The 26,296-nt window shown below is 70.3% G+C and carries 21 protein-coding genes and 2 pseudogenes; 8 read left to right on the top strand and 15 right to left on the bottom strand.

The window, feature by feature from the left end; translation table 11 throughout:
- Positions 1 to 5: 5 nt before the first annotated feature.
- Entirely contained in the window at positions 6 to 2,996 is a 2,991-nt protein-coding gene (locus ACZ5XS_RS27700; protein WP_468655715.1) for a glycoside hydrolase family 35 protein, read from the bottom strand.
- Positions 2,997 to 3,080: 84 nt separating this feature from the next.
- Between ACZ5XS_RS27700 and ACZ5XS_RS27695 the strand changes: the two genes are divergently transcribed.
- From ACZ5XS_RS27695 to ACZ5XS_RS27675, 5 genes are all read left to right on the top strand, one after another.
- On the top strand, positions 3,081 to 3,539 hold the full coding sequence (locus tag ACZ5XS_RS27695) for an RrF2 family transcriptional regulator (protein ID WP_217240521.1): 459 nt from the start codon (positions 3,081 to 3,083) through the stop codon (positions 3,537 to 3,539).
- 287 nt (positions 3,540 to 3,826) lie between these two features.
- Positions 3,827 to 4,477, top strand: a complete 651-nt coding sequence (locus ACZ5XS_RS27690) for a DUF4360 domain-containing protein (RefSeq protein WP_468655713.1) — start codon at positions 3,827 to 3,829, stop codon at positions 4,475 to 4,477.
- 260 nt (positions 4,478 to 4,737) lie between these two features.
- Positions 4,738 to 5,034 carry a hypothetical protein gene (locus tag ACZ5XS_RS27685; protein WP_217240687.1) on the top strand — a complete coding sequence of 99 codons (297 nt, stop codon included), beginning with the start codon at positions 4,738 to 4,740 and terminating at the stop codon, positions 5,032 to 5,034.
- Between the two features lie 169 nt (positions 5,035 to 5,203).
- Positions 5,204 to 6,181, top strand: a complete 978-nt coding sequence (locus tag ACZ5XS_RS27680) for an arabinan endo-1,5-alpha-L-arabinosidase (RefSeq protein WP_468655710.1) — start codon at positions 5,204 to 5,206, stop codon at positions 6,179 to 6,181.
- Positions 6,163 to 7,599, top strand: a complete 1,437-nt coding sequence (locus tag ACZ5XS_RS27675; protein ID WP_468655708.1) for a family 43 glycosylhydrolase — start codon at positions 6,163 to 6,165, stop codon at positions 7,597 to 7,599. The genes ACZ5XS_RS27680 and ACZ5XS_RS27675 overlap by 19 nt, the downstream gene beginning before the upstream one ends.
- A gap of 241 nt (positions 7,600 to 7,840) precedes the next feature.
- Here the strand turns inward: ACZ5XS_RS27675 and ACZ5XS_RS27670 are convergent, their stop codons facing one another.
- The 8 genes and pseudogenes from ACZ5XS_RS27670 to ACZ5XS_RS27635 form a co-directional block, all read right to left on the bottom strand.
- The gene (locus ACZ5XS_RS27670; RefSeq protein WP_468655706.1) at positions 7,841 to 9,520 is read right to left on the bottom strand and encodes a pyridoxal phosphate-dependent aminotransferase; all 1,680 of its coding nucleotides are present in this window, start codon (positions 9,518 to 9,520) and stop codon (positions 7,841 to 7,843) included.
- A gap of 164 nt (positions 9,521 to 9,684) precedes the next feature.
- A pseudogene (locus ACZ5XS_RS27665) lies at positions 9,685 to 10,755 on the bottom strand (aldose epimerase family protein); the annotation flags it as partial.
- A 49-nt stretch (positions 10,756 to 10,804) separates the two neighbouring features.
- The gene (gene mmsB, locus ACZ5XS_RS27660) at positions 10,805 to 12,049 is read right to left on the bottom strand and encodes a multiple monosaccharide ABC transporter permease (protein WP_468655704.1); all 1,245 of its coding nucleotides are present in this window, start codon (positions 12,047 to 12,049) and stop codon (positions 10,805 to 10,807) included.
- Positions 12,046 to 13,596: a multiple monosaccharide ABC transporter ATP-binding protein gene (gene mmsA, locus ACZ5XS_RS27655; RefSeq protein WP_468655702.1), complete on the bottom strand. Its 1,551-nt coding sequence runs from the start codon at positions 13,594 to 13,596 to the stop codon at positions 12,046 to 12,048. The genes mmsB and mmsA overlap by 4 nt, the downstream gene beginning before the upstream one ends.
- 32 nt (positions 13,597 to 13,628) lie before the next feature.
- Entirely contained in the window at positions 13,629 to 14,741 is a 1,113-nt protein-coding gene (chvE, locus tag ACZ5XS_RS27650) for a multiple monosaccharide ABC transporter substrate-binding protein (protein WP_468655700.1), read from the bottom strand.
- Between the two features lie 145 nt (positions 14,742 to 14,886).
- The gene (locus tag ACZ5XS_RS27645) at positions 14,887 to 15,858 is read right to left on the bottom strand and encodes a glycosyltransferase family protein (protein WP_468655698.1); all 972 of its coding nucleotides are present in this window, start codon (positions 15,856 to 15,858) and stop codon (positions 14,887 to 14,889) included.
- Positions 15,859 to 15,971: 113 nt separating this feature from the next.
- On the bottom strand, positions 15,972 to 16,976 hold the full coding sequence (locus tag ACZ5XS_RS27640) for a zinc-dependent alcohol dehydrogenase (RefSeq protein ID WP_468655696.1): 1,005 nt from the start codon (positions 16,974 to 16,976) through the stop codon (positions 15,972 to 15,974).
- Entirely contained in the window at positions 16,973 to 18,130 is a 1,158-nt protein-coding gene (locus ACZ5XS_RS27635; protein WP_468655694.1) for a mandelate racemase/muconate lactonizing enzyme family protein, read from the bottom strand. The genes ACZ5XS_RS27640 and ACZ5XS_RS27635 overlap by 4 nt, the downstream gene beginning before the upstream one ends.
- 347 nt (positions 18,131 to 18,477) lie before the next feature.
- Between ACZ5XS_RS27635 and ACZ5XS_RS27630 the strand changes: the two genes are divergently transcribed.
- A complete protein-coding gene (locus ACZ5XS_RS27630; RefSeq protein ID WP_468655692.1) occupies positions 18,478 to 19,602 on the top strand; it encodes an SCO2400 family protein in 1,125 nt (374 codons plus the stop codon).
- 40 nt (positions 19,603 to 19,642) lie between these two features.
- Here the strand turns inward: ACZ5XS_RS27630 and ACZ5XS_RS27625 are convergent, their stop codons facing one another.
- Positions 19,643 to 20,086: a MarR family winged helix-turn-helix transcriptional regulator gene (locus ACZ5XS_RS27625; protein WP_468655690.1), complete on the bottom strand. Its 444-nt coding sequence runs from the start codon at positions 20,084 to 20,086 to the stop codon at positions 19,643 to 19,645.
- Positions 20,087 to 20,179: 93 nt separating this feature from the next.
- Here ACZ5XS_RS27625 and ACZ5XS_RS27620 point away from each other — a divergent pair, with 93 nt between their 5' ends.
- Positions 20,180 to 21,202 carry an NADP-dependent oxidoreductase gene (locus ACZ5XS_RS27620; protein WP_468655688.1) on the top strand — a complete coding sequence of 341 codons (1,023 nt, stop codon included), beginning with the start codon at positions 20,180 to 20,182 and terminating at the stop codon, positions 21,200 to 21,202.
- Between the two features lie 197 nt (positions 21,203 to 21,399).
- On the opposite strand, the gene ACZ5XS_RS27615 is transcribed toward ACZ5XS_RS27620, so the two are convergent.
- Positions 21,400 to 22,560 carry a serine hydrolase domain-containing protein gene (locus ACZ5XS_RS27615; RefSeq protein ID WP_468655686.1) on the bottom strand — a complete coding sequence of 387 codons (1,161 nt, stop codon included), beginning with the start codon at positions 22,558 to 22,560 and terminating at the stop codon, positions 21,400 to 21,402.
- Positions 22,557 to 22,925, bottom strand: a pseudogene (locus ACZ5XS_RS27610) (M14 family zinc carboxypeptidase); the annotation flags it as partial. The pseudogene ACZ5XS_RS27610 and the gene ACZ5XS_RS27615, both read right to left, overlap by 4 nt.
- Before the next feature lie 279 nt (positions 22,926 to 23,204).
- On the opposite strand from ACZ5XS_RS27610, the gene ACZ5XS_RS27605 reads away from it, so the two are divergent.
- Positions 23,205 to 24,002 carry an EI24 domain-containing protein gene (locus ACZ5XS_RS27605; protein ID WP_468655684.1) on the top strand — a complete coding sequence of 266 codons (798 nt, stop codon included), beginning with the start codon at positions 23,205 to 23,207 and terminating at the stop codon, positions 24,000 to 24,002.
- Between the two features lie 31 nt (positions 24,003 to 24,033).
- Here the strand turns inward: ACZ5XS_RS27605 and ACZ5XS_RS27600 are convergent, their stop codons facing one another.
- From ACZ5XS_RS27600 to ACZ5XS_RS27590, 3 genes are all read right to left on the bottom strand, one after another.
- Positions 24,034 to 25,287: a pyroglutamyl-peptidase I gene (locus ACZ5XS_RS27600; protein WP_468655682.1), complete on the bottom strand. Its 1,254-nt coding sequence runs from the start codon at positions 25,285 to 25,287 to the stop codon at positions 24,034 to 24,036.
- Positions 25,288 to 25,394: 107 nt separating this feature from the next.
- Complete coding sequence (locus ACZ5XS_RS27595; protein WP_468655680.1) at positions 25,395 to 25,661, bottom strand: hypothetical protein; 267 nt, start codon at positions 25,659 to 25,661, stop codon at positions 25,395 to 25,397.
- A 49-nt stretch (positions 25,662 to 25,710) separates the two neighbouring features.
- Positions 25,711 to 26,289: a TetR/AcrR family transcriptional regulator gene (locus ACZ5XS_RS27590; protein ID WP_217240540.1), complete on the bottom strand. Its 579-nt coding sequence runs from the start codon at positions 26,287 to 26,289 to the stop codon at positions 25,711 to 25,713.
- Positions 26,290 to 26,296 lie beyond the last annotated feature (7 nt).

Here is a 26,296-nt window from a genome sequence, read left to right as displayed (position 1 = left end):
AGGGATCAGCGGCCGGGGGAGTCCACCGGTGCCACCGGCACTCCTCCGGCCGCCACCCCCAACAGGGTCAGCCGCACGTCCCGCAGGCCCGACGGTGTGGTCCCGTCGGACAGGACCGCCAGCGCCAGTGTGTTGGTGCCACGTGTGCGCAAAATCCCGTTCGGCAGGACGAAGGTGTGCTGCGGGCCCACGTCGTTGATGTACTGGCCCATGTTCCAGCCGTTCAGGAAGATCTGGACGCGGTAGGCGCGGGTCGGGTCGTCGTCGAGGGTGAGCCCGATCGAGGCATCGGTCCCGGGGTCGACGGCCAGCCGGAAGGTCTTCCGGTACCAGGTGACGCCCTGTCCGTGGTCGGCGTGCGGCAGGTCCACCGTCCGCCACTCGCCGTCCGCGAACCCGGGCAGGTGCCAGCCCTCCCGCTCCCCGAACAGCCCGCCGGTGTTCATCGGCCCGCGCACGGGGTCGGGTCCGGCCGTGCCCTGCAGCCGCCAGCTCACCTTCGGCTGCGGCGAGGCCCCCTTGAAGGTGACCTCGGTGAGGCCGCGTGCCACCTTGTGCGCGTCGTCCGCCGCGCCGTCCTGGTCGTGCTGCATGCGGCGGACGAGGACGGACAGGACGTGCGTGTCACCGCCACCGCCTCCGTAGCGGAGTTTCCCGGGCAGGGCGAAGGTGGCCGTCTCCGCCCAGCTGCCCTTCCCCACCGTGTCCTCGTCGGGCACCGGCATGCGGTGCGTGCCCAGCGGCGTCCCGTCGAGCCACGCCATCAGCAGGCCCTGGGTGCCCGTGCTGTAGGAGAGGGAGACCGACTCGGCGCCGGATGCGCCGGTGAAGCGCCCCCGGTACCAGACGTCGCCGTAGTGGAAGCCGTAGTCGTCCGCGAAGAGGACGGGCTGCCCCTCGGGCACGGGCGTGATGCTGAACGACGTCTTCTTGTCGGCGACGGGCCAGGCGGAGTCGTCGAAGTCCGGGTCGGATTCCGGGTCCTCCGTCCGCCGTCGCCAGCCCGAGGCCAGCGCGGGCAGCGTCACGGGGCCCACGGCGGGCAGCAGCGGCTCGGCCAGCAGACTGCCGGTGGCGCTGATCCTGGTGCGCAGCGGCCGCTGGTTCCAGGTGACGTGACCGACACCCCGCGGGGCCCACACCTCGAGGCCGGTCGCGCCGTGGGTGTCGCCGGTCAGGTGCACCGTGTCGCCGCGCACGGTCACCTCGCGCACCAGCGGCGGACCGTACACCAGCACCGTGCCCGACGGGGTGTCGAACGGCCACATCCGCCGGGCGTTCGCGTCGTCGGCGAAGAGCAGCAGCATCGGCCGCTCGGACCCGGCGGCCTCGATCCTGACCCGGGTCAGCCCGCCGACGCCGAGCGGCGCGGTCACGCGCAGCAGACCGCGGTCGTAGATCCACGCGCCCTCGGGGTCCAGCCGGGTCGCCTCCACGTCCTGTGGGCTCTCCAGCGCGATCTGCGCCATGTCGCCGTGCCGCCCCGCGAAGAGGGCGATGTCCAGCCGCCCCGCGGTGAGACAGAACATGGGCGGCACGGTGGCGTACTTCAACTTCCGCCGCCCCAGGGCCAGATCGGCGGTCAGCAGCAGCGCGTCCCGGGCCGGGACGGTGAACGGCACCGCGAACCCGGCGTCCGGCATGGTCGAGGAGATGTCCTCGTCGGTGTCGTTGCGCACGACGTAGACATGGGAACCGGTGTCGGGATTGGTGAGGTGGTACACCTTCAGCCGGTCGTCCGTCGCCCTCACCTGCGCCGCCCGGTCCAGCTTCGCGAAATCCGGCACGCGTTGCAGCAGATGCCCCAGCTGGTGCATCGGGGCCAGCTTGGCGGTGGCCCTGCGCCCCTCGTCGATGGCCGCCCCGTAGTCGTACGACGTGTAGACGGCCGGCGCGGGCAGCCAGCCCCAGGAGGTGCCGCCGAAGGTCATGTAGACGTTGGTCAGCGTGATGCCGCCCGCGAGGTCGGTGAGGTGGAAGCGCCGCTCGTAGGCCGCGTCCCGGGTGCGCCGCGCCTCGGCGTACCCCTTGCCCTGGAAGGTGACACCGCCCCACGCGTCGGACCCACCCCCGCCGGACTCGGAAAGGAAGCCGGGCGTCCCGAGGCCGGCCGTGGCCCCGCCCTTGCCGCCGCCGGCGCCGAAATGCCCCTGGTCCGGCGGCACCTGGGCGGGATCGGGATGCTCGTCGAAGCCGTACAGCCAGCGCCCTCTCTCGCCTCCGGTGTCGAACGACCCCGGCAGCCAACGGCCGTTCCTGCCCTTGTCGTTGTGGAACAGGGGGACGTCGATCCCGTCGGCCCGCACCTTCTTGTACAGGTGGGACATGTACTCCCGGCCGATGGGGTCGCCGGCGAAGGAGTCGTACTCGTTCTCGATCTGGTAGAGCAGGACCGTGCCCGTGCCCCGGGTGAACTGGTGCCGGGCGGCGATCGCGTTCACCTCGGTCAGCCACTCGTCGGCGTGCTTCAGGTAGGCCGGGTCGGAGGTGCGGGCCCGGCCCTCGGTCGCCGTGAGCCAGCCGGGGAAGCCGCCGGCGTCGACCTCCGCGCCGATGTACGGGCCCGGGCGCAGGATGACGTACAGGCCGGCCTCGGCGGCCGTGCGCAGGAACAGGCCGAGGTCGCGGACGCCCGTGAAGTCGTACTCGCCGGGCGCGGGGGAGTGGTAGTTCCAGGCGACGTACGCGCTGACCGCGTTGTGGCCGTGCGCGCGCATCTTCTGCAGGACGTCCCGCCACAGCGACGGGCTCGGCAGCCGGAACGGGTGCATCTCGCCCGACCACAACACCAGCCGCCTGCCGTCGACGAGCAGTGAGTACCGGTCGAAGCCGACCGAGTGGCGGCGGCGGTCGGCGGCGGGCGGGCCCGGCGCGGGCCCCGTGGGAACGCTGCGGGACACGCGGGCGTTCGACGTGAAGCCGCCGCTGCCGCTCAGCGCGAGGCCGAGCGCCGTGGTGCCGGCGAGGGCGCTGAAAGTACGTCTGCTGAGCCCCAAGGGAGCGCCTCCTGTAGTGCCTGTGCCGTCCGCGACCGAGGGTGCTGGGTCATTCTGTACGGTCGGACGCCGCACAATTGTCGTATGAGGATCTCTGCGCGGGCGGACTACGCGGTACGGGCGGTGCTGGAGGTCGCCGTACGGCAGGACGGCGGACCGGTGAAGGCGGAGACCGTCGCGGCCGTCCAGGGCATCCCGCACAAGTTCCTGGAGGGCATTCTCGGCGACCTGAGACGCGGCGGCATCGTCGACAGCCGGCGCGGCGGGGGCGGCGGCTACCGGCTGGCCCGCGAGGCCGGGGCGATCACGGTCGCCGACGTCATCCGCGCAGTCGACGGGCCCATCGTGTCGGTGCGCGGCGAACGGCCCACCGGCCTCGCGTACACCGGATCGGCCCAGCCCCTGCTGCCGTTGTGGATCGCGCTGCGGGCCAACGTCCGCAAGATCCTGGAAGGCGTCACCATCGCCGACATCGCGGCGGACGCCCTGCCGGAGCCGGTACAGCGGCTGGCGGCGGAACCGGCCGCCTGGGAGAACCCCTGAGCCTGTGAGGGCTCCTCCTCCGGGTCCCGGGTTCCACCCGGAATGACGACTCCCGGTCACGTCCCGTTCACCGCGGAGCCGGCCGGGGTCCGGTCGGCGTGCCCGCCCGTGGCGGTGTGAACGGGTCGGGGTGAATGGCCGGAGTTCGACCTGTCCATGACATGTCAGGTCTCCCTACGATGCGATCGCCCCGCGTCTCCACAGCAACTGCACAGAGTCTCCACAGCGTTGGAACCCGGAGCCGGGGCCCATCCACCCCCCACCGATCCCATCGAAAGGGAGGGACAGTGACCACTGGCCTGCTCCTGGGTGGCGCGGTCGCCGCGCTCCTCACCGCCGCACTGCCCGCGCAAAGCCCGTCCTCCGGGTTCGAGGACCCGCCCCCGGACAAGATCGTCATCAAGGTCGCCACGGTGAACGGCTCCGGCTGTCCGCAGGGCACGGCCGCGGTGGCCGTCTCCGAGGACAACACCGCCTTCACCGTGACGTACAGCGACTACCTCGCCCAGGCCGGCGGCAACTCGGACCCCACGGCCTTCCGCAAGAACTGCCAGCTCAACCTGCTCGTCCACGTCCCGCAGGGCTTCACGTACGCCGTCGCCAGCGCGGACTACCGCGGCTTCGCCGCACTCCAGTCCGGCGCGAGTGCCGTCCAGAGAGCCTCGTACTACTTCCAGGGGTCCTCGAGCACGGTGTTCAAGAGCCACCCCTTCGCCGGCCCCTACAACGACAACTGGCAGGCCACCGACACCACGGACTGGGCCCAACTGGTCTGGGCGCCCTGCGGAGTCCAGCGCAACTTCAACATCAACACCGAGCTCCGCGTGACGGCCGGCAGCCAGGCGCCGGGCAAGGTCAGCTTCATGACGATGGACTCGACGGACGGGGACATCAGCACGGTCTACCACCTGGCGTGGAAGGAATGCCCGGAGTCCTGACGAGGCACCGCGGTGGCCTCGCGAGCGGCGGGGCCACCGCCGGTCCGTCCATGGCGTGCGGGTGAGTGATTGTCATGAAAATTGTCATGACCACGACATCATCGAGCGAGTCGGTTCTGCCGGACTCCCGCCGGTCGGGTAAAGCGACAATCCGTCAAGTCCTTGCGAGAGCCCGTCCTGCGAGGCGGGGCGAGGTAGCGTGGCGACCTAAAGGGACAAAACGGGTCGAAAGCTTCGAAGGGTTTCGCATGGGAGTACGAATGAGGCTGACCGGACGCGTCGAACAGCGCATCGCCAAGGACTTCCCCGGCCGCGACGGCCGGGTCGTGGAGGAACTCCTCGCCGAACTCGTTCACCACCTCACCGAGCGGGGCGACAGCGAGGACAAGGAACGCATCGCCGCCGCGACCCTCCTGTGCAGCCGGGGCCGCATGGACCGCCTCCTCGACGCCCTGCAGCTGGCCAAGGAGGACTGGCGCGACGTGCTGGTGGGGGCGGGACTGGCGGACGCGGGCTGGCGGGAACGGCTGGAGGCGGACTTCGGGCCGGGGGTGTGAGGAAAGGCCTGCCGCGGCCGTGACCGAGGAGGTGTCGTACCAGGGGAAGCGACGACTGGGGCTGCGCGGACCATTGACGCGCAAGGGGTTCGATTCTACGGTCCGTCCGAGGTTCTGATCGGTGATCGAAATATCGAACGGACCGTATCCCCGCACAAGGAGGCCCCGCGTGAGCCGCACCTCCCGTACCCCCCGCCGAACCGCCCTCCTCGCCGTCCCCGCCGCCGTCCTGCTCGCCCTGATACCGAGCAGCGCGTCCGCCTACCCCGACCCCGGCCGGGTCACCGGCGACATCGTCGTCCACGACCCGACGATGATCCGCACCTCCTCCGGCCGCTACCTGCTCTACGGCACCGGCGGCGGCCTCGACCACAAGAGCTCCACCGACCGGACCGCCTTCGCCGCCGGCGCCGACGCCTTCCTGGCCAAGCCGGGTTGGTGGTCGTCGTACGCCACCGAGGCCTGGGCGCCCGACATCTCGTACCACGGCGGCAAGTACCTGATGTACTACGCCGTCTCGACCTTCGGGTCGAACAGGTCCGCCATCGGACTGGCGACCTCGGCGACCGGGCTGCCCGGCTCCTGGACCGACCAGGGCACCGTCTACACCTCCACCACCTCCAGCGACTACAACGCCATCGACCCGAACCTCTTCGTGGACACCGACGGCACGTGGTGGCTGTCCTTCGGCAGTTGGTGGACCGGCCTGAAGATGATCCAGATCGACCCCGCGACCGGCAAGCAGCTCGCCGGGAACACCACGCGCCACTCGATCGCCTCCCGCCCCACCGGGACCAAGGCCGTCGAGGCCCCGTCCGTCGTCAAGCGGGGGAGCCACTACTACCTCTTCGCCTCGTACGACACGTGCTGCGCCGGCACCGGCTCGACGTACAAGGTCAAGGTCGGCCGCGCCACGAGCGTCACCGGGCCGTACCACGACAAGAACGGCGTCCCGATGACGAACAACGGCGGGACGCCGGTGCTGGAGACCCACGGGAGCGTGATCGGCCCCGGCGGGCAGTCGATCATGAACGACTCCGACGGGGACCTGATCGTCTACCACTACTACGACGGCAACGACAACGGCACGCCCAAGCTGGGCGTCAACCTGCTGAACTGGAGCTCCGGATGGCCCGTCGCATACTGACCCTGCTGGCAGCGCTGCTGCTGGCTCTCTCGCTCGGGCAGTCGTCCGCGAGCGCGGCCTCGTTCACCAACGCGATCAAGACGCAGAAGGGCGCCGACCCCTGGATCTCGTTCCACCAGGGCAACTACTACATGGTGACGACCAGTTGGACCGACGTCATCACCGTGCGCAAGTCCGCCACCCTCGCCGGCCTGGCCACCGCGCCCAGTGTCCAGGTGTGGAAGGGCGACGCCGCCTCCCCGGGCTTCAACACCTGGGCGCCCGAGATGCACTTCCTCAACGGCCGCTGGTACCTGTACTACGTGGCCGGACAGAACGTGTCGGACTACAACCCGACCCAGCGCACGCATGTGCTGGAGAGCGCGGGCTCCGATCCCATGGGTCCGTACACCTACAAGAACCAGCTCAACTCCGCCTGGATGCTGGACCCGACGGTCGCCACCGTCAACGGGCAGCTGTACCTGTTCGGCAGCGCGAGCGGAGGAGGCACCCAGAACCTCGTCGCGGCGCGGATGTCCAACCCGTACACCCTCGCCACCGGCTTCTCCACCATCTCCACGCCGACCAACTCCTGGGAGAGGTCCGGCGCCGCGGTGAACGAGGGGCCGGAGATCCTCCAACGCGGCGGCAGCACCTTCCTCATCTACTCGGCGAGCGGCTGCTGGACCCCCGACTACAAGCTCGGCCAGCTCACCCTCACCGGCTCCGATCCGCTGTCCGCGTCCTCGTGGACGAAGAAGTCCACGCCGGTGTTCCAGCGCAACGACGCGAACGGCGTCTACGGTCCCGGTCACCACGGCCACTTCAAGTCCCCTGACGGCACCGAGGACTGGATCGTCTACCACGCCAACGACGCCGCCTCCGAGGGCTGCGACAACGGGCGTACGGCGCGGGCCCAGAAGCTCACCTGGAACTCCGACGGCACGCCGAACCTCGGTACGCCGGTCAGGCTCGGGGCGAGCCTGACCGGCCCGTCCGGTGAGCCGTCCGCCGCCTCGACGACGTACACCATCAGCAACCGCAACAGCGGCAAGTGCCTCGACGTCGCGGCAAGTTCGTCGGCCGACGGCGCCAACGTCCAGCAGTACACGTGCGGCGGCGGGAACAACCAGAGGTGGCGGATCGAGGACCAGGGCGACGACACCAGCCGGCTCGTCAACGTGGCCACCGGCAAGGTCCTCGACACCGCCGACTGCTCGTCCGCCGACGGTGCCGACCTGCGGCAGTGGTCCTGGCTCGACAACACCTGCCAGCGGTTCCGGTTCCTGGCCACCGACAGCGGCTACGTCCGCATCGTGAACCAGGCCACCGGCAAGGTCGCCGACGTCGCGAACTGCTCCACCGCGGACGCCGCCGACGTACGTCAGTGGTCGTGGCTGAACAACGCCTGCCAGCAGTGGAGGCTGAACCCGGTTTGAGGCAGCCCCCAGAGACGGTTTCTCGCCCCCGCCGCCCCTTCCCTTTCCCGTCCTTCCGGGGCTCCGCCCCGGACCCCGCTCCTCAAACGCCGGAGGGGCTGAATTTCAGCCCCTCCGGCGTTTGAGGACGAGGCCCTTCGGGCCGAAGCGGGGGTCTGGGGGCGCAGCCCCCAGGGACGGGACGGGAAGGGAAGGGGCGGCGGGGGCGAGACCAGTCACGAACCTGCGGCGTCCAGGCGTCTCAGCCGGCCTGGCCCATGCCCGCCGCGTTCGGCCAGCGCTGGGCACCCGGCCAGCCGGTCGCCGGAGCCGTCGACAGGTCCTGCACGCCGGCCGGGGCGGTCATGCCGCGGACCTGGGCCGCGGTGAGGCCGCCGCGGGCGGGGACACCCGGCGGGGTCTGGCCGGTCATCGCGGCGACGGCGGGCATCGGAGCGGCCATGGGGGCCGGAGCCGGCGCCTGCATCGGGTTCGGGGGCTGCATCGGGTTCGGGGCCTGCGACGGCACCGGAGCCGGGGCCGGGTAGCCGACCGGCTGTGGGGCCGCCTGGGCCACCGCCGGCATCGGCATCCCGGTCCCGAACGGCTGGGCCGGCTGGGCCGGCTGTGGGGTCTGGGCCGCGGCGGGCATCGGCATGCCGGCGCCGATGGACGGGGCGGCCTGGGGCCCCGGGGCGGCGGCCATGGCCTGAGCGGCGAGGCCCTGCATGCCGGAGCCGTTGGTGGCGCCGACCAACCGGTCGACTGCCGCCGTACCCGAGCTGTAGCTGGTCCCTGTAGCCAGCTCGGGCACGGCGGCTCCCCTCCTGGTCCCGTAGAGCACCTGTTCCAGGCCGGACACCAGGCGACGCACGTCCACCTGGGGGCGCACCACGAGTCGCAGGAAGCGACTTGAGGAGCCGATCTTGTTGCCGCACTCGCGGACGAGGATCCGGTGCTCGGTGAGCATCCGGTCCCGGACCACGGTGCCTTCGGCGCCCACGGGCAGGCGTACGAAGAGGAAGTTGCCCTGTGACGGGTAGACCGTCAGTCCGGGCAGGGACGCGAGCTGGCCGGCCATGTCCAGGCGGTCGCGGCGGACCTGCTGGAGGCTCTGCGCGTACTCGGCACCGTGCTGCTTGAGGATGAACACCACGTGCTCGGCGAAGGAGTTGAGGTTCCACTTGGGCAGCATCGAGCGGACGCGGCCGGCGAGGGACGGGTTGGCGACCAGGTAGCCGAACCGTATGCCGTGCAGGCCGAAGTTCTTGCCGAGGCTGCGCAGCACGATCACGTTGGGCCGCAGCATCGCCTCCTGGACGACGCTCGGCTCGACCTCCGCGTCCGCGAACTCCAGGAACGACTCGTCGATGATGACCAGGTCCAGGTCCGCCATCGCGTCCATGAACTGCACGATGGCGTGCTTGTGCAGGAAGCCGCCGTCGGGGTTGTTCGGGTTGCAGATCACGGCCACCCGGGTGCCGCGCGCCCGGATGAACTCGGCGTACTGCGCGAGGTCCAGGGCGAAGCCGCTGGACTCCTGGAGCGGGAACATGTCGACCCGCTTGCCGGTCTCCATCGGCTGGTCGGTCCAGCGGCCGAAGGTGGGGACGGGGATGGCGAGGGACTCCCGCACCAGCAGGTGGTCGATCCAGGTGATGAGTTCGGTCGAGCCGTTGCCCATCGCCACGCACTGCGGGGGGAGCTGGAGCAGGCTGCACAGCTCGGCCGTGATGGTGTCGGCGCTGCTCGGGTAGTACGTGATGATGTCCCGCAGCCGCCCTGCCATCTCCTCGAACATGGCAGGCGTGGGGAAGTACGGGTTGCAGGGGATGCAGAAGTCGACCGGACCGGCTCCTTCGCCGCCCTCCCGCGTGAGCGCCGCCATCGACGGGCTGTGCGCCGCGGTGCTGCGGAACAGCGAGGTGACGTTGTCAGCCAAAGGGAGCCTCCGTATGGGGCGGGCCCGGTGGGGACGACTGGGCCCGTCGTCATTGGGTGGCCCGCGCGGGGGAGCGCGGGCCGCCCTTACATACGGAGGCTCGGGTGGTGCTGTTCAACCGCTGAGAAACGGGTAGGAACTTGTGCGCCACCTGTGCGGAACGGTTACGCGTGGAACGAGTGCACCGTCGTCGACCGGTACGTCTGCCCAGGTCGGAGCACCGTCGAGGGGAACGACGGCTGGTTCGGCGAGTTGGGGAAGTGCTGCGTCTCCAGGCAGAGGGCGTCCCCCTGGCGGTAGATGCCGCCGCCCGTGCCGACGAGGGTGCCGTCGAGGAAGTTGCCCGAGTAGAACTGCAGTCCCGGCTCGGTCGTCGCGATCTTCATGGTCCGTCCGGAGGACGGGTCCCTCAACGTCGCGACGTGCTCCGGCTCGCCCGTGATCCCCTTGTCGAGGACGTAGTTGTGGTCGATGCCCTTGGCGTACAGCAGCTGTTGGTGGGCGGCCCGGAGGTCCTGGCCGACCGTCTTGGTGCGGCGAAAGTCGAAGGGGGTGCCGGCGACGTCCGCCGGCTCGCCGGTGGGGATCAGCCCCGGGTCGACCGGCGTGTAGCGGGAGGCCGCGATCTCCAGCTCGTGGTCGTGGGCGGTGCCGCTGTTCTCGCCGGCCAGGTTCCAGTAGACGTGGCTGGTGAGGTTCACGACGGTGGCCCTGTCGGTGGTGGCCTCGTAGTCGATGCGCCAGTCGCCCTGCCCGGTGAGGGTGTACGTCACCTTCGTCGTGAGCGTGCCGGGGTGGCCCATCTCGCCGTCGGCGCTCGTGCGGTACAGGTACAGGCCGACGTCGGAGCCCTCGGTGAACGGCTCGACGTCCCACACCTGCTTGTCGAAGCCCTGGGCGCCGCCGTGCAGGCTGTTGACGCCGTCGTTGACGTCCACCTGGTGGCTCGTGCCGTCCAGGGTGAACCGGCCCTCGGCGATGCGGTTGCCGTAACGGCCGATCAGCGCGCCGAAGTACGGGCTCTGGGCGACGTAGTCCTCGAGGGTGCGAAAGCCGAGGGAGACGTTGGCGTACCGGCCCTCGCGGTCCGGGATCTCCAGGGACTGGACGACGCCACCCCAGGACAGGACCTTCAGGAGGGTGCCGCCGTTCTCCAGTGCCCAGCTGTGGACCTCGGTGCCGTCGGCGAGCGTGCCGAAGTGCGATTTCACAGGCTTCCTCCTGCCTCCCGTGGAAAGGGGCCCCGCCTTCCGGCGGGGCCCCTTCACGTGCCGACGCGGTGGGTTACGAACCGACCTTGCGCTTGTTCCACACGTCGAAGCCGACCGCCGCCAGCAGGACCAGGCCCTTGATGACCTGCTGCCAGTCGGTGCCGATGCCGACCAGGTTCATGCCGTTGTTCAGCACGCCCAGGACCACACCGCCGATGATCGCGCCGAGGACGGTACCGACACCGCCGCTCATCGACGCGCCGCCGATGTACGCGGCCGCGATCGCCTCGAGCTCGAAGTTGAGGCCGGCCTTGGGCGAGGCCGCGTTGAAGCGGGCGGCGAAGACCAGACCCGCCAGGGCCGCGAGCATGCCCATGTTCAGGAAGAGCAGGAAGGTGACCTTCTTGTCCTTCACGCCCGACAGCTTGGCCGCGGGCAGGTTGCCGCCGATCGCGTAGATGTGGCGGCCGATGATCGCGTTGCGCATGACGTAGCCGAAGCCGACGACCAGCACACCGAGGATCAGCAGCACGATCGGGGCGCCCTTGTAGCTGGCGAGCAGCATCGTGACGGTGAGCACGGCGGCCACCAGCGCGACGAGCTTGAGCGCGAAGAGCTTGGCGGGCGGCACCTCGAGGGCGAACTCCTGCTGCCGCTTGCGGTCGCGGAGCTCCTGGAGCACCACGAACACGATCACGGCGAGGCCGAGCAGCAGGGTGAGGTTGTGGTAGTTGGTGTCCGGGCCGACCTCGGGCAGGAAGCTGTTGGCGACCTTCTGCAGGCCCTCCGGGAACGGGCCGATCGTCTGGCCCTCGAGGAAGATCTCCGTGAGCCCGCGGAAGGTCAGCATGCCCGCCAGCGTCACGATGAACGACGGGATGCCGAGATACGCGATGAAGAACCCTTGTGCGGCGCCGGCCGCACCTCCGATGGCCAGGCACATCACCAGGGCGATGGGCCAGGAGATGTCGTGGTTGACCATCAGCACGGCTCCCACCGCGCCCACGAACGCCGTCAGCGAGCCGACCGACAGGTCGATGTGTCCGGCGATGATGATGAGCATCATGCCGATCGCGAGGATCAGGATGTAGCTGTTCTGCAGCACCAGGTTGGATACGTTGCGCGGCAGCAGCAGGTCACCGTTGGTCCACACGGCGAACAGCACCACGATCAGACCGAGGGCGAACAGCATGCCGTACTGCCGCATGTTGCGGCGCATGCCGTCCAGCATCATCTGCAGCAGGCTGTCACCGGTCGCCGAACCGCCCTTGCCGGGCGGCGCGGGGGCCGGCGTCTTGGCGGTCACGTCCGTGCTCATCGGGTTACCTCTTTGTCCTTTGTCATCTGGCGCATCAGTGCTTCCTGCGAGGCCTCGGCCCGCGAGAACTCACCGGTCAGCCGCCCCGCGGCCATCGTGTAGATGCGGTCACACATGCCCAGCAGCTCCGGCAGCTCGGAGGAGATGAAGACGACCGCCTTGCCCTGGGCCGCCAGCTGGTCGATGACCGTGTAGATCTCGTACTTGGCACCGACGTCGATGCCGCGCGTCGGCTCGTCCAGGATCAGCACCTCCGGACCCGCGAAGATCCACTTGCTGAGGACGACCTTCTGCTGGTTGCCGCCGGACAGCTTGCCCACCGGCTCGAAGACGGTCGGCGCCTTGATGTTCATGGACTTGCGGAAGCCCTCGGCGACCTGCCGTTCCTCGTGCTCGTCGACGACACCGCGCTTGGCGACCTTCCCCAGGGCGCTGAGCGAGATGTTCCGGTTGATGTTGTCGATGAGGTTGAGGCCGTAGTGCTTGCGGTCCTCGGTGACGTACGCGATGCCGTGCTTGACCGCCTCGGAGACGGTCTTCGTACGGATCTCCTTGCCGTCCCTGAGGACCGTGCCGCCCGCGTACCGGCCGTAGGCGCGGCCGAAGACGCTCATCGCGAGTTCGGTGCGGCCGGCGCCCATCAGGCCCGCGATACCGACGATCTCACCCCGCCGCACGGACAGGGACACGTCGTCGACCACCTTGCGCTGCTGGTCGATCGGGTGGTGCACGGTCCAGTCCCGGATCTCCAGGGCGGGCGAGGCGCCCTCCTCCGGCTCGTGCGGCGTCCGCTCCGGGAAGCGGTTCTCCAGGTCGCGGCCGACCATCCCGCTGATGATCCGGTCCTCGGTCGTCTCCGCGGCCTTCACGTCGAGCGTCTCGATGGTGCGCCCGTCCCGCAGGATGGTCACCGAGTCGGCGACCTTGCGGATCTCGTTCAGCTTGTGGGAGATGATGATCGAGGTGATGCCCTGCTTCTTCAACTCCAGGATGAGATCCAGGAGTTTGCCGCTGTCCTCGTCGTTCAGAGCCGCGGTCGGCTCGTCGAGGATGAGCAGCTTCACCTTCTTCGACAGCGCCTTGGCGATCTCCACGAGCTGCTGCTTGCCCACGCCGATGTCGGCGACGCGGGTCTCCGGGTGGTCGCCGAGACCGACCCGGCGCAGCAGTTCGCTGGCGTGCCTGAGGGTGTCGTTCCAGTTGATGAACCCGCGCGAGGCGTGCTCATTGCCGAGGAAGATGTTCTCCGCGAGGGAGAGGTAGGGCACCAGGGCCAGCTCCTGGTGAATGATCACGATGCCGTGATGCTCACTGGCCCGGATGTCCTTGAACTCGCAGACGTCACCCTCGAAGAGGATCTCGCCCTCGTACGTGCCGTGCGGGTGGACGCCGGAGAGGACCTTCATCAAGGTCGACTTGCCGGCGCCGTTCTCCCCGCAGATGGCGTGGACCTCGCCCTGCTGGACGGTCAGTGTGACGTCCGACAGCGCTTTTACGCCGGGAAAGGTCTTGACGATCGAGCGCATTTCCAGGACGGGTCCCGCCATGGTCGTGCCTTCCAATCACTAGGGGGTGGCGGTTACTTCAGGTCGCTTTCCTTGATGTAGCCGGAGTCGACGACGACCGTCTGGTAGTTGGCCTTGTCGACGGCGACCGGCTCCAGCAGGTAGGCCGGGACGACCTTCGAGCCGTTGTCGTACGTCTTGGTGTCGTTGGTCTCGGGCTTCTTGTCGTTCAGCAGCGCGTCGACCATGTTCGAGGACACCTTGGCGAGCTCGCGGGTGTCCTTGTACACGGTCATCGACTGCTGGTCGGCGATGATCGACTTCACCGAGGCGACCTCGGCGTCCTGGCCGGTGACGACCGGCAGCGGCTTGCTCTTGGAGCCGTAGTCGTCCGACTTCAGCGCGGAGAGGATGCCGATGGAGATGCCGTCGTAGGGCGAGAGGACCGCGTCGACCCGCTCGCTCTTGTAGGCCGAGGTCAGGATGTCGTCCATGCGCTTCTGGGCGACTCCGCCGTCCCAGCGCAGGGTGCTGACCTGGGTCAGCTTGGTCTGGCCGGAGCGGACGACGAGCTGCTTCTTGTCGATGTAGGGCTGCAGGACGTTCATCGCGCCCTGGAAGAAGTACCGGGTGTTGTTGTCGTCGTTCGAGCCGGCGAAGAGCTCGATGTTGAACGGGCCCTTCTTGCTGCCGTCCTTCAGGCCGAGCTTCTCCACGATGTAGTTGCCCTGGAGCTCGCCGACCTTCTCGTTGTCGAAGGAGGCGTAGTAGTCGACGTTCTCGGTGCCGAGGATCAGGCGGTCGTAGGAGACGACCGGGATGTCGGCGTCCTTGGCCTGCTGGAGCACGTTGTTCATCGACTTGTTGTCGATCGCCGCGATGATCAGCGCCTTGACGCCCTGCGTGATCAGGTTCTCGACCTGAGAGACCTGCTGGTCCGGGTCGTCCTCGCCGTAGACCAGCTTGGTCTTGTAGCCCTTGGACTCCAGGTCGGCGACGACGTTCTTGCCGTCGGCGATCCAGCGCTCGGAGGACTTGGTGGGCATGGCGATACCGATGGTGGCGCCCTTGGAGCTGTCCGAGGCCTCCTCGCTGCCGCCCTCGCTGCTCTGGCCGCAGGCGGACAGGGTGAGGGCGAGGGAGGCGGCTCCGGCTACGGCGGCCAGTGCGGCTCGACGAGTACGCATGATCATCATCCTTGATGTGTGGGGCTGGCTCGGTCTGGCGTTGCGGGGCCGCTGCGTGGCACGAGTGCGAGGTGAGACCGAGAAGAGGGTGTGTGGGATTGTGTGCGGCTGCGTCGTCTTTTGTGAAGGGGCGTTGTCCGGAACGTTATGAGGGAGTTTCGAACCGACGCAGATCACCGGGCAGACGCGTACCGAGCGGAGCCATGTCGTCACCCACTCCGTGCCGCGCCAGGAGGTCCAGGGCGAGCCGGCCGCGGCGCACTCTCTCCCGGGCGGTGTTCAGGGTCAGATCACGCATGTGGTGCCCGTACGGGTAGATCCCCGGGGCCTTGGACAGGCCGAACTTCAGGTACAGCGGCGCGCCGCGCCGGATCAGCTCGGCGACCTCGTACATCCGCACATAGCCGCCGAGATCGTCGGGGGCCTCGATGTACATGTCCATGGGGGCGGCCGAGATCCGCCGGATCTCGGTGAGGTGGTCCAGCGTCAGGTCGCTGGGCACGTTGATCGAGTCACCGCCCAGGTTCTCGTACACGGCGTACGCGGCCGGGTTCACGGGCCCGATCAGCGCGGACACCTTGAGCGTGGTGTCGGCCGGGATGATCCCGGCGCGGCGCGCCCGGTGCAGCGTCCACAGCACGCCCTCGTCGGCGACGAGGAGGCACTTGACGCCCAGCTCCGTCGCGCGGACGGCGTCCTCGACGCACCCGGCGACCGCGTCGTGGCCGCGGGCCCGCAGGCCGCCGCCGCGCGAGTCGGTACGGGTCGAGCCGCCGATGTCCCAGGTGCCGCGCGGGCCCGTGAACAGGCAGAGCTCGATGTCGTTCTCGCCCGTCGCGTCGACCATCTCGGTGATCTCGTCGTCGGTCAGCATCCACACGCCACTGCCCTGGCTGATCCGGTGGATCGGCACGTCGAGGCGCGAGGCTTCCTTCAGGACGACGGCCAGCGCTTCGGGACCCTCGCACGAGGGGATCTCGGTGCGCCAGCGGCCGCCACCGGGGAAGGTGTGCGGTGATGCGTCGGCGGGGTCGAGGGCGGGCGCGCCCAGGCCGAGAGCGGTGAGCGCCTGCTCACCGGGCCTGCGGGCTGCCGTGGCGGAAGCGTCGGTCGTCACAAGCTGTCCTTTGTGTTCGATATGTCGGACGAGGTTCGCGGCTCAAGTCGTGGGGGGCAATTGGTGTACGCCGGTACGAGGGCCGTCAGGTCGCCTCCGTACCGGCGTACGTCTCAGGGGCGGAGCAGCACCTTGCCCACCTTCGGGTCGCCGGACCCCACCAGCTCGATGGCCTCCTGGAACCCGTCGAGCGGCAGCTCGTGCGTGACCAGCGGCAGCGGATCGAGCAGCCCGGCCCCGAACACCCGCACCGTGTGCGCCCAGGCGTCCGGCGGTGCCCCGAAGACGGTGTGCACCTCCAGCTGCCGTACGACCAGGTCGGTCGGGTCCAGGCCCTCGGCGCCCGGCGCCGGGATGCCCGTCAGGACCAGCCGCCCGCCCCGCCTGAGCAGGGAGGCGGCGGTGCCCGCGGCGGACGCGGACCCGGCGGTCTCGATGACGACGTCGAAGTCGTCGGGGAGCTCCTGGTCCTTCGTACGGAAGTCGGTGGCCCCGAACCGCCGGGACAGCGTCTCGCGGTCGTTCCGCGTGCCGACGACCAGCAGCTCCGCCGGGGAGCCCGCCTTCAGGAACTGAACGGCGAACATGCCGAGGGTGCCGGTGCCGACGACGGCGACCCGCTCCCCGGGCAGCGCGTTCGCCTTGATCGCGGCGGCCGCGATGCACGCGGCCGGCTCCAGCAGGGCCGCCGCCGTCAGGTCGGCGTCGTCCGGCAGGACGTGCAGCAACCGGGCGGGCAGGGTGAGGGTGGTGGCCATCGCCCCGGGCTGGGTGAACCCGGTCTCCTCGTACCCCGCCGTGCACAGCGTGGTCTCGCCCGCGTGACAGCGGTCGCAGACCTGGCAGTTGCGGAAGCCCTCCCCCACGACCTTGCGGCCGACGAGGGACTCGGGCACGCCCGCGCCCACCCGCTCGACCGTCCCGGACCACTCGTGGCCGGGCGTCAGCGGGTAGCGGACGTACCCCTCGGGCCGGTTGCCCTGGTACACCTCACGGTCGCTGCCGCAGATGCCGACGGCGTGCACGCGCACCAGCGCCTCACCGGCGCCGGGCTCGCGGGGCGTGTGCCCGGCGAGCCGGTGCTCGCCCGGTGCCTCGACGACGACGGCCGTGCTCACTTGGCGCCCTTCGGCTTGCGCTGCTCCCAGCCCTCGGCCCACAGGTCGAACCGAGCCTGCTGCTGCGGGAACTCGGCGGCGGCGTCGACGTCCAGCTCGACACCCAGACCGGGAGCGTCGGAGAGGTGGAAGTACCCGTCGATCACCTCGGGCGCGCCCTTCACGACCTTCTTGATCTCCGCGTCCGCGAAGTCGTTGAAGTGCTCGAGGATCTTGAAGTTCGGGGAGGTGAAGCCGACCTGGAGGGAGGCGGCGGTGAGGACCGGGCCGCCCACGTTGTGCGGGGCGACCAGCACGTAGTGCGTCTCGGCGGTCGCGGCCAGCTTCCGGGTCTCCCAGATGCCGCCGATGTGACCGACGTCCGGCTGGATGATGTCGACGGCCTGGCTCTCGAAGAGCTCCCGGAACTCGATGCGATCGTGAATCCGCTCACCCGTGGCGACCGGGATGTCCACCTTGGCCGCGACCTTCTCCAGCGCCTTGAGGTTCTCCGGCGGTACGGGCTCCTCCAGCCACGCGGGCTTGAAGGGCGCGAGGTCCTTCGCCAGCCGGATGGCGGTGGCGGGGGAGAAGCGGCCGTGCATCTCCAGCATCAGCTCGGCGTCCGGCCCGATGGCGTCGCGCACGGCCTCGATGAGGGAGACGGCGTACAGGCTCTGCTGGTGGTCGAGCTCGAAGTGCCCGGTGCCGAAGGGGTCGATCTTGAGCGCCTTGTAGCCGCGCTCCATGACTCCCTTGGCGGCCTTGTGGTAGGCCTCGGGCGTCCGCTCGGTGGTGTACCAGCCGTTGGCGTACGCCTTGACCTTGTCGGTCACCTTGCCGCCCAGCAGCTGCCACACCGGCACGCCGAGGGCCTTGCCCTTGATGTCCCAGCAGGCCATCTCGATGACGGCGATGCCGGACATCACGATCTCGCCGGCCCGACCGTAGTCGCCGTACTTCATACGGCGGGTCAGGTCTTCCGTGGCGAACGGGTCGGAGCCCAGAATGTGATTGGCCTCGGCCTCTCGCAGATAGCCGATCAGCGCGTCGGTGTGCCCCAGCATCCGGGTCTCGCCGACTCCCGTGATGCCCTCGTCGGTGTGGACCAGGACGTATGTCAGGTTGCGCCACGGCGTCCCGACCACGTGTGTGCTGATTCCGGTGATGCGCACGGCAGTAGCCCCTTGCTGCGTCTTGTGTCTGTCTGCTTCGTCGGCTCACTTGGCGTGTGTTCGAAATTTCGTCACACGTTCGAAATGCTGGCGTGACAGTAAGGATGGTGCGAGGGCAGTGTCAATGGGTCGAGCGGGTAACGGTTTCGACACTGCTTTCGACAGGGCTGTCGGCGGCGGTTTCGACGCGATGGGGCGGGAAGGCGCCGCGTTGCCCGGAAGCCGCAGGTTGACTGGAAAAAGATGGGTCCTGGCGCGAATTTCTCTCCGGAACGAATAGTTCCCTACACAACTTTCACAGCTGTGACTATGAACGTCAGCTGAGAGGAACTTAACCTTCCCGCGACATGGACTACTGCCTCCCGTGCCGACGGCACCTCAACGGCGCCCTCGCCTGCCCTGGATGCGGCACCCCGGCCGAACCCCACCCCGCGCACGCGCCACAGCCACCTGCGCCGGCCCAGGCCGGCCTGGCACCGGGCGGGTCGTACCAGGGCTACGCGACGGGCGGAACGTACGGCGGAGGCTACACGGACGAGACCGCGGCGTACGGGGACGGACAGGCCCCCGCGGCGGCGTACGGGGACGGACAGGCCCCCGCCGTGTACGGAGGCGGACAGGCGCCTTCGGCGTACGGGGACAGCCGCGGGGCCGCTTCGTACGGGGGCGCACCCGAGCCCGTCTCGTACGGAGACGGCCACGGAAGCGCCTCCTACGGCGCCGACGAGCGTGCGAGCGGCGACGACGCCGAGCGGGACGGCAGCGACGGCGACGGCGACGACGGTGACACCGGCGCCACGGCGGCGGAGCCGTCCGGCGGCCGGGCGGCCCGTCGGCGCGCGCGGGGGCGTGGCCGTGGCCGGGGTGCCGAGGCGCCCGACGACACCGAGGACCACGGCGACCATCATGATCCCGAGGACCCCGAAGGCGTCGAGGACGATGACGAGGCGGACGGCGGTCCCGCGGGCGGTGCGAGTCGCCGCGACCGCAAAGCCGCCGCGCACCGGCGTCGCCGGCGCCGGACCCTGCTGATCGCCGCGGGCTTCGTCCTGGCGGCAGCCGGACTGAGCCTGGCGGAACTGGGCATGGACGCGCCGGGCTCCGGCCCCAAGCCCGCGGTGGCCGGCGGCGAGTCTCCGGAGGGCGGGGCGTCGCCGGAGGCCGACGGGACGGGGCGGCCGTCGGCCGGCGCGGCGGATGCGGGAGCGGACGCGTCGGACTCGGCCTCGCCGGACGCGTCGGCCTCTCCCTCGGCCTCGAAGTCCGCGAAGGACGACAAGGCGAAGCAGGACGAGGACGACAAGGAGGCCCAGTCCGCGGCGACGGGCTCGGGCCCGGACCCGTCCCCCACCGCGGACCCCACGCCCCCGGCGCAGTCTCCGACCCCGACGGCCGACCCGACGACGTCGGAGCCGGCCGCGGAACCGTCGCCGTCGGAGACGTGCGACCGGTTCCTGTGGTGGTGCAGCTGAGCAACCGGCGAACACCGCGCCGGGAGCCTTCAGCCGCCCTCTAGCAATCCTGCTCCAACATCTGCTGGAGCAAATTCCGCAAAGCCAGCCGCTGCTCGTCCGACAGCCCTGCCAGCGGCTCCCGGGCGAAGCGCAGCCCCTCCCGCAGCTCCCGGGCCACCCGGCGCCCCTCCTCCGTCGTGGCGGCCACCTTCACCCTGCGGTCCGCGGGATCAGGCCGGCGTTCCACCAGGCCCCGTGACTCCAGCCGGTCGACGATCCCGGTGACGTTCGACGGCTCACACTTCAGTTTCTGGGCCAGTTTCCGCATGGGCAGCGGCCCCAGGGACAGCAGACTCAGCAGTCGGGCCTGCGCGCCGGTCAGGGCGTGTCCGGCGGCCGCGTCCTCGAAGTCCGCGTAGAAGCGCGCCACGACGTCACCGATGAGTTCGACGACTTCCAGGGTGAGGGCGTCGGGTCGGCGGGTCTTCTCGGGTGTGGCCATGGGATCCAGGGTACCCGGTTACTTGACATCCTGAAATATTCAGGAGCATGGTTGTTTCAGGTACTGAAGTATTTTGAGGAAGGCCCGGTTTCCATGTCCGACACCCGCACTCCGCCCGCCACCAGCCGCGAATGGCGTCTGCTCAGCCGCCCCGTCGGCTGGCCCGAGCCCGAGGACTTCGAGCTGGCCGAGGCGGAGATCCGGCAGCCCGGCCCCGGCCAGGTACTCGTGCGCAACGCGTACCTCTCGGTCGACCCGTACATGCGCGGCCGGATGAGTGCCGCCAAGTCCTACGTGGCCCCCTTCGAGCTGGGCAAGGCCATGCAGGGCGGCGCGGTCGGCGAGGTCGTCGCCTCGCAGGCCGAGGGCATCGCCGTCGGCGACCACGTGCTGCACTTCGGCGGCTGGCGCGAGTACGCCACCTTCGACGCCCAGCAGGCGGTCAAGGTGGACCCCGAGGCCGCCCCGCTCTCCACGTACCTCGGCGTCCTCGGCATGACCGGCCTCACCGCCTACGCCGGCCTGCTGCGCACCGCCGCCTTCAAGGAGGGCGACGCGGTCTTCGTGTCCGGCGCGGCCGGCGCGGTCGGCAGCCAGGTCGGCCAGATCGCCAAGCTCAAGGGCGCCTCCCGGGTCATCGGCTCGGCCGGCTCCGACGAGAAGGTCAAACTCCTCGTCGAGGAGTACGGCTTCGACGCGGCCTTCAACTACAAGAGCGGCCCGGTCGCCCAGCAGCTGCGCGAGGCGGCCCCGGACGGGATCGACGTCTACTTCGACAACGTCGGCGGCGACCACCTGGAGGCGGCCATCGGCTCCCTCAACCGCGACGGCCGGATCGCCGTCTGCGGAATGATCTCGGTGTACAACAACACCGAGCCCGCTCCCGGCCCGAAGAACCTGGCCCGCCTCATCCAGACCCGAGGCCGCATCGAGGGCTTCCTGGTCGGCGACCACTACGACCTCCAGCCGCAGTTCGTCCAGGAGGTCGGCCCCTGGGTCGCCTCGGGCGCGCTCAAGTACCGCGAGACGGTCGTCGAGGGCATCGAGAACAACCTGGAGGCCTTCCTCGGCGTCCTGCGGGGCGACAACACCGGGAAGATGATCGTCAAGCTCTGACCTGGCAGGGCACGTCTTCGGGACGTTCGTCCACGGGTCCACCTGCCACGGTGGAACTGTGGGGCGACTTCACGCCTGCGGCTCGTGCCCCTGCTCGCAGGCGGCGAACGGCGCCATCACCGTGACGCTCGCCCAGCCTGTTCGTCACTCACGACGACGGAGGCCGCACCCCTGGACGTGGGGTGCGGCCTCCGTCTTTACCTGCTGTCCGCGGCGAGCGCCGCGTTGTGCACCGCCCGCACCAACCGCTCGTTCTCCGGCGCCGCCCCGCCGGGGAACGCCATCCGGCGACGGGTGTAACCGTAGGCGAGCCCGCCGCGCGGGTCCGCGAAGGCCTGCGAACCGCCCGCGCCGCTGTGCCCGAAGGACCCGGCGCCCAGGAACGGGTGCCAGACGTCCGCCGTCGCCTGGAAGCCGAGCCCGTACGACTTGTGCGCCCGGGCCACCAGGTCGTACCCGGTCGAGTGGATCTGCCCCACCTCGGCGACGGTGTCCGGCTTCAGCAGCGGCGGCCGCCCGGCCACCTCGCTGATCGCCGCCGCGTACATCCCGGCGAGCCCGCGAGCGGAGGCCACCCCGCCCGCCGACGCCGGTCCCTTCGCGCGTACAACACGGGAGTTGGCGTAGTCCACCAGGTCACCCGAGTCCGGGACGTGCTGGTTGAACGCGATCGAGGAGAGCGTGTGCGGGCCGGTCGCCACCGAGTCCAGCAGCGCCTGTTGCGTCGCCGTCGGGCCCATCGGCCGCACGGACCGGTAGCGGGGCTCCAGCGCCTCGGGCAGCCCCAGGAAGAAGTCGAGGCCGTACGGGGCGCGGATCCGCTCCTCGTACACGTCCTGGAGCGTACGGCCGGTGGCGCGGCGGACGACCTCGCCGGTGAGCGCGCCGATGACGAGGGCGTGGTAGCCGAAGGCCGTGCCCGGCCGCCAGAACGGCCGCTGGTCCGCGAGCCGTTCGGCGAGCGCCCGGTCGTCGGCCAGCTCCTGCGGGCTGAATCCGGCGTCGAGGCCGACCAGGCCCGCCCGGTGGGCGATCAGATCGCGCAGGGTGAGCCCGCCCTTGCCCTCGGCGCCGAACTCCGGCCAGTAGTACGTCACCTTGCGGTCCAGTTCGAGCGTGCCGTCCTGCACGAGGAGCGCGACCACGAGGTGCGCGGCGCCCTTGGTCGACGAGAACACGCCGTAGAGGGATCCGGCGTCGGCGCCGTCCCCCGCCCACAGGTCGACGACTTGGCGGCCCTGCACGTACGCGCACAACTGCCCTTCGTAGTCCGGCAGTTCGCCCGCCACGAAGGCGGCGAACTCCTCGCGTACCGCCTCGAATCCGTCCGCGACCGTGCCGTGGATCTCCTGTGTCATCCGCTCTCCTCACCTGTACCGCCACGCGCGTGCGCCGCTGTGAACAGCGCCCGTGCGACCTGCGCGAATTCCCCCTTCGGATGGTCCCGGAAGAGGGGTTCGGTGCCGAACAGAACGGCCCCCGAGCTGCTGACGACCGAGGCCTGTCCGGCCGCCTGTGCGGGACCGCCGGAGCCGTCCTCCAGCGCCCGCCAGTGTCCGGAGACGAGCGGGTTCCCGGTCCCGTACGTCTGCTCCACCCGGACCTCCGGCCCGAGGTCGGTGAACCAGACGGGCGCGTACACGAACCCGTGGTCCGGCGCACCGGCGGTCACCTGCCCCGAATTCACCACCCGAACCACGCCGTTGGCGTCCCCGTTGCCGTCGCCGTCCCCGTCGACCGGCTCGGGTGGGTGTGCGGGCTGAGCAGAAGTGAGCCCGCCGTGGTGACGGCGAGGGCCGTGATCAGAACAGGTCTCGCAGGAACGGTTCTCGTGGTGCGCACGCGTACCTCCTGAGGGGCTTCCTGAGATCGGTACGGCGTGGTGTACCTGTTCGACTCAACCGCAACAAGGGGCAGTTCGCGGCGCGGGTGCCCGGGATGGCGCGGCACCGGGTGAGGTGGGCCGGCGAGTGAGCCGGCGACCGCCCGATAGAGTTCGCCCATGCGCGATCTCGGGGCGGGATTCAAGTACCTCCTGGAGGGCCAACGTTGGGTGGCCCGGCACGGCAGGCAGTTCGGCTTCGGCCTCCTCCCGGGCCTGATCACCCTCGTCCTCTACGCGGCGGTCCTCGTCGCCCTCGCGCTGTGGGGGGAGGACTTCGTCGCGTGGGCGACCCCGTTCGCCGACGACTGGACGAGCCCCTGGGCGGGCCTCTTCCGCGGCTTCCTCACCGCGGTGCTGTTCGCCCTCGCCCTTCTCCTCTCCGTCGTCACCTTCACCGCGGTCACCCTCCTGATCGGCCAGCCCTTCTACGAGAACCTCTCCGAGAAGGTCGACCGGGACGTCTCGCCCGACGGCACCGCCCCCGAGTCCGGCCTCCCGCTCTGGACCGAGCTGTGGATCTCGGCCCGCGACAGCCTCCGCATCCTCGTGCGCGCCCTGCTCTGGGGGATCCTGCTCTTCGCGCTCGGCTTCGTCCCGGTCGTCGGCCAGACGGTCGTCCCGGTGATCGGCTTCCTCGTCACCGGTTTCTTCCTCACCCAGGAACTCACCTCCGTCGCCCTGCAGCGCCGCCGCGTCGAACTCCGCGACCGCCTCGCCCTCCTCCGCTCCCGCAGGACGCTGATCTGGGGCTTCGGCACCCCGCTGGCCGTGTCCTTCCTCATCCCCTTCGTCGCGGTCTTCCTGATGCCGGGCGCGGTGGCGGGCGCGACGCTCATGGCCAGGGCGCTCCTGGGCGAGGAGACGAACGACCCAGCCCGTCCGGCGCTGACGGACAAGGCCCTCCGGGCCGACTAGCGGGGGCCGAACACACCCCTCCCCGGCCCGCCTACGAACCCGACGCCCCCTCCACCGCCACCCGCACGATCCCCGTCACCTGCGCGATGATGTCCACCCGGTTCCGCACGAACTCCGCATCCGTCACCACCCCGCTCGCCGGATCCGTGTTCCCCGCGCCGAACTGCAGCACAGGCGTGTGCACATGCCCGCCCGGCAGCACCTCGCGCAACCCCAGCCGGTCCCGCAACAGCGTGGCCCGGTACGCGATCTCGTTGGACAGGTAGTTCCCGCCGCCCCCGGCCCGCGCGGTCGACCCGGACGTCGGCCCGTCCGCCCGCACGACGGCCTCGGTGCCACCCGCCGGGATCTCGGTCACGCTCGTGTTGTCGTACACGGGGAACCGCCCGGTCTGCGCGGCCACGATCTTCCCGTACGGCAGGGTCGTCGTCGTCCACTGCGGTTGCGAGGCCGGATCGGCGACCGGGACGGTCTCGGTGCGGCCGATGGTGTCGTTGTCCGGGAAGCCGCCCCGCCAGGCCCCGTTGGTCCGCTCGATGTCGAACCGGCCCACCCGCCCCTGGCTCACGGTGGCGAAGAGATCCACCCGCCTCAGATACGGCCGCAGCGTCCGCTCCACCGTCCCCGCCGTGAAGTCCTGCCAGCGCACCGGGAAGACGACGGTCTCGACCCGCGCCGGCCCGTCCGCGGTCTCGATGACCGTGCCGTCGAGCGCGAGCGCGGTCGCCCCCGACGGGTTGGAGATCCGGATGTCCCGGTCCAGCGTGAACGGGTCGAAGCCGGTGACGAGAACCCGCTTGATCCCCTTGCCCTGCGGATACCGCACGGCGGTCTGACCGCGCGAGGTCCGCTCCAGCTCACCCAGCAGAGCCGCGCGCCGGCCGTCCGCCAACCCGAACCCCGGCTCCCAGGTGCGCACCTCCCGCGTCATCGCCAGCCGGGCCCAGTACAACGGCCGGTCGTCGTCCCGGCTGAGGTCCCCGCCCGCCGGCCCCCGCCCCTGCGCCCGCCGGACGGCCCGCCGCCACAGCGCGGACCCCTCCCGGACGACGATCCGCCGCGCCTCGGCATAGGAGCGGGCCGCACCGAGTTCCCGGGCGAACTGTCCGGTCAGGGCGTCGAATCCGGACCGCCGGAGGATCTCCTGCGGCACCGCCCGGTCGAGCCGCTGCTCCTCGACGGTGGGCGTGAGGACCGCCTCGGCGGCGGACGCCTGCGTGGGGGCCGCCAGGCCGGCCACCAGGGCCAGTCCGAGCACGCCGATCCGAACACGTATGGAGTTCACGGGAGTTCAGTTCCTTCCGTCGCGGTGGGGCGCGTGGGGTGCGAACGGCCGCAGTATCGCGTGACGGAAGTGGTCTACGCCATGGGGCGTGACTCAGGAGGGCGCCATCATGAGGGCGCCATCAGCAGGGTGAGCACGAGCAGCGGAACCACCTGGAACACCGCGGCCCCACGCAGCCGGGCCAGCCACAGCACCACACCGACGACCGCCACCACCCCGCAGACCGTGCCCAGTTCGGCCGACGGCGGTTCGTACGGCTCGTCGTTGACGCCCGCCGCCCACCCGGTCATGCCGACCGCCAGCCACCCGTAGCCCACGGCGGCGATGTTGACGGGCAGCAGAGCGAGTACCGCGATGATGTTTCTCCCCCTCATAGGGCTCATCGTCGTCCGGGAGAGGGGGTGAGCGCCTGAGTACGCGTACCTAGGAGGCCTCGCCGAGCATCGCGAGGAAGTCCCGGAACGCCCCCGGCATGTCGACCGACTCCGGGTCCAGCAGCCACTGGTACTGCAGGCCGTCCATCACCGCGACCAGCAGCGGGGCCGTGCGCTCCGGTGTGAGTCCGTTCGGCAGCCGGTCGCCGTACTCGGCGCGCAGGATCTGCGCCATGCTCGCCCGCACCTGCGCGTAGCGCTCGGTGAAGTAGCCGCGCGCCGGATGCCCTTCGGTCACGCTCTCGCCGAGCAGCGCCGAGAAGGTCTGGACGATGCCGGGCCGCATCGCGTTGTACTCGACGAGCGAGGCCAGCAGGTCCAGCCGCAACCGCCGGGCCGGCACGGCGTCCCAGCGGTCCCGCTCCTCCAGCACGGCGACCAGCAGCGCGTCCTTCGTCGGGAAGTAGTGCAGCAGCCCCTGCTGGGTCAGCCCCACCCGCTCGGCCACCGCCGCGAGGCTCGCGCCCCGGTAGCCGCGCTCGGCGATCACCTCCAGCGCGGCCGTGACGATGGCGGCCCGCCGCTCCTCGCTCCTGACTCTGGCGCCCATGCCGTCACCGTACGACACCCGACCC

This window comes from Streptomyces sp. NPDC033131, assembly GCF_055578365.1.
Note: the sequence above shows the minus strand (reverse complement) of the source record. Positions and strands in the feature narration are given on the sequence as shown.

Excerpts from the sequence above, each read along its gene's own strand:
- ACZ5XS_RS27695 (WP_217240521.1), top strand. The coding sequence starts at position 3,081 with ATGAGGATCTCTGCGCGGGCGGACTACGCGGTACGGGCGGTGCTGGAG.
- ACZ5XS_RS27685 (WP_217240687.1), top strand. The coding sequence starts at position 4,738 with ATGAGGCTGACCGGACGCGTCGAACAGCGCATCGCCAAGGACTTCCCC.
- ACZ5XS_RS27675 (WP_468655708.1), top strand. The coding sequence starts at position 6,163 with ATGGCCCGTCGCATACTGACCCTGCTGGCAGCGCTGCTGCTGGCTCTC.
- mmsB (WP_468655704.1), bottom strand. The coding sequence starts at position 12,049 with ATGAGCACGGACGTGACCGCCAAGACGCCGGCCCCCGCGCCGCCCGGC.
- mmsA (WP_468655702.1), bottom strand. The coding sequence starts at position 13,596 with ATGGCGGGACCCGTCCTGGAAATGCGCTCGATCGTCAAGACCTTTCCC.
- chvE (WP_468655700.1), bottom strand. The coding sequence starts at position 14,741 with ATGCGTACTCGTCGAGCCGCACTGGCCGCCGTAGCCGGAGCCGCCTCC.
- ACZ5XS_RS27630 (WP_468655692.1), top strand. The coding sequence starts at position 18,478 with ATGGACTACTGCCTCCCGTGCCGACGGCACCTCAACGGCGCCCTCGCC.
- ACZ5XS_RS27625 (WP_468655690.1), bottom strand. The coding sequence starts at position 20,086 with ATGGCCACACCCGAGAAGACCCGCCGACCCGACGCCCTCACCCTGGAA.
- ACZ5XS_RS27620 (WP_468655688.1), top strand. The coding sequence starts at position 20,180 with ATGTCCGACACCCGCACTCCGCCCGCCACCAGCCGCGAATGGCGTCTG.
- ACZ5XS_RS27615 (WP_468655686.1), bottom strand. The coding sequence starts at position 22,560 with ATGACACAGGAGATCCACGGCACGGTCGCGGACGGATTCGAGGCGGTA.
- ACZ5XS_RS27605 (WP_468655684.1), top strand. The coding sequence starts at position 23,205 with ATGCGCGATCTCGGGGCGGGATTCAAGTACCTCCTGGAGGGCCAACGT.
- ACZ5XS_RS27595 (WP_468655680.1), bottom strand. The coding sequence starts at position 25,661 with ATGAGGGGGAGAAACATCATCGCGGTACTCGCTCTGCTGCCCGTCAAC.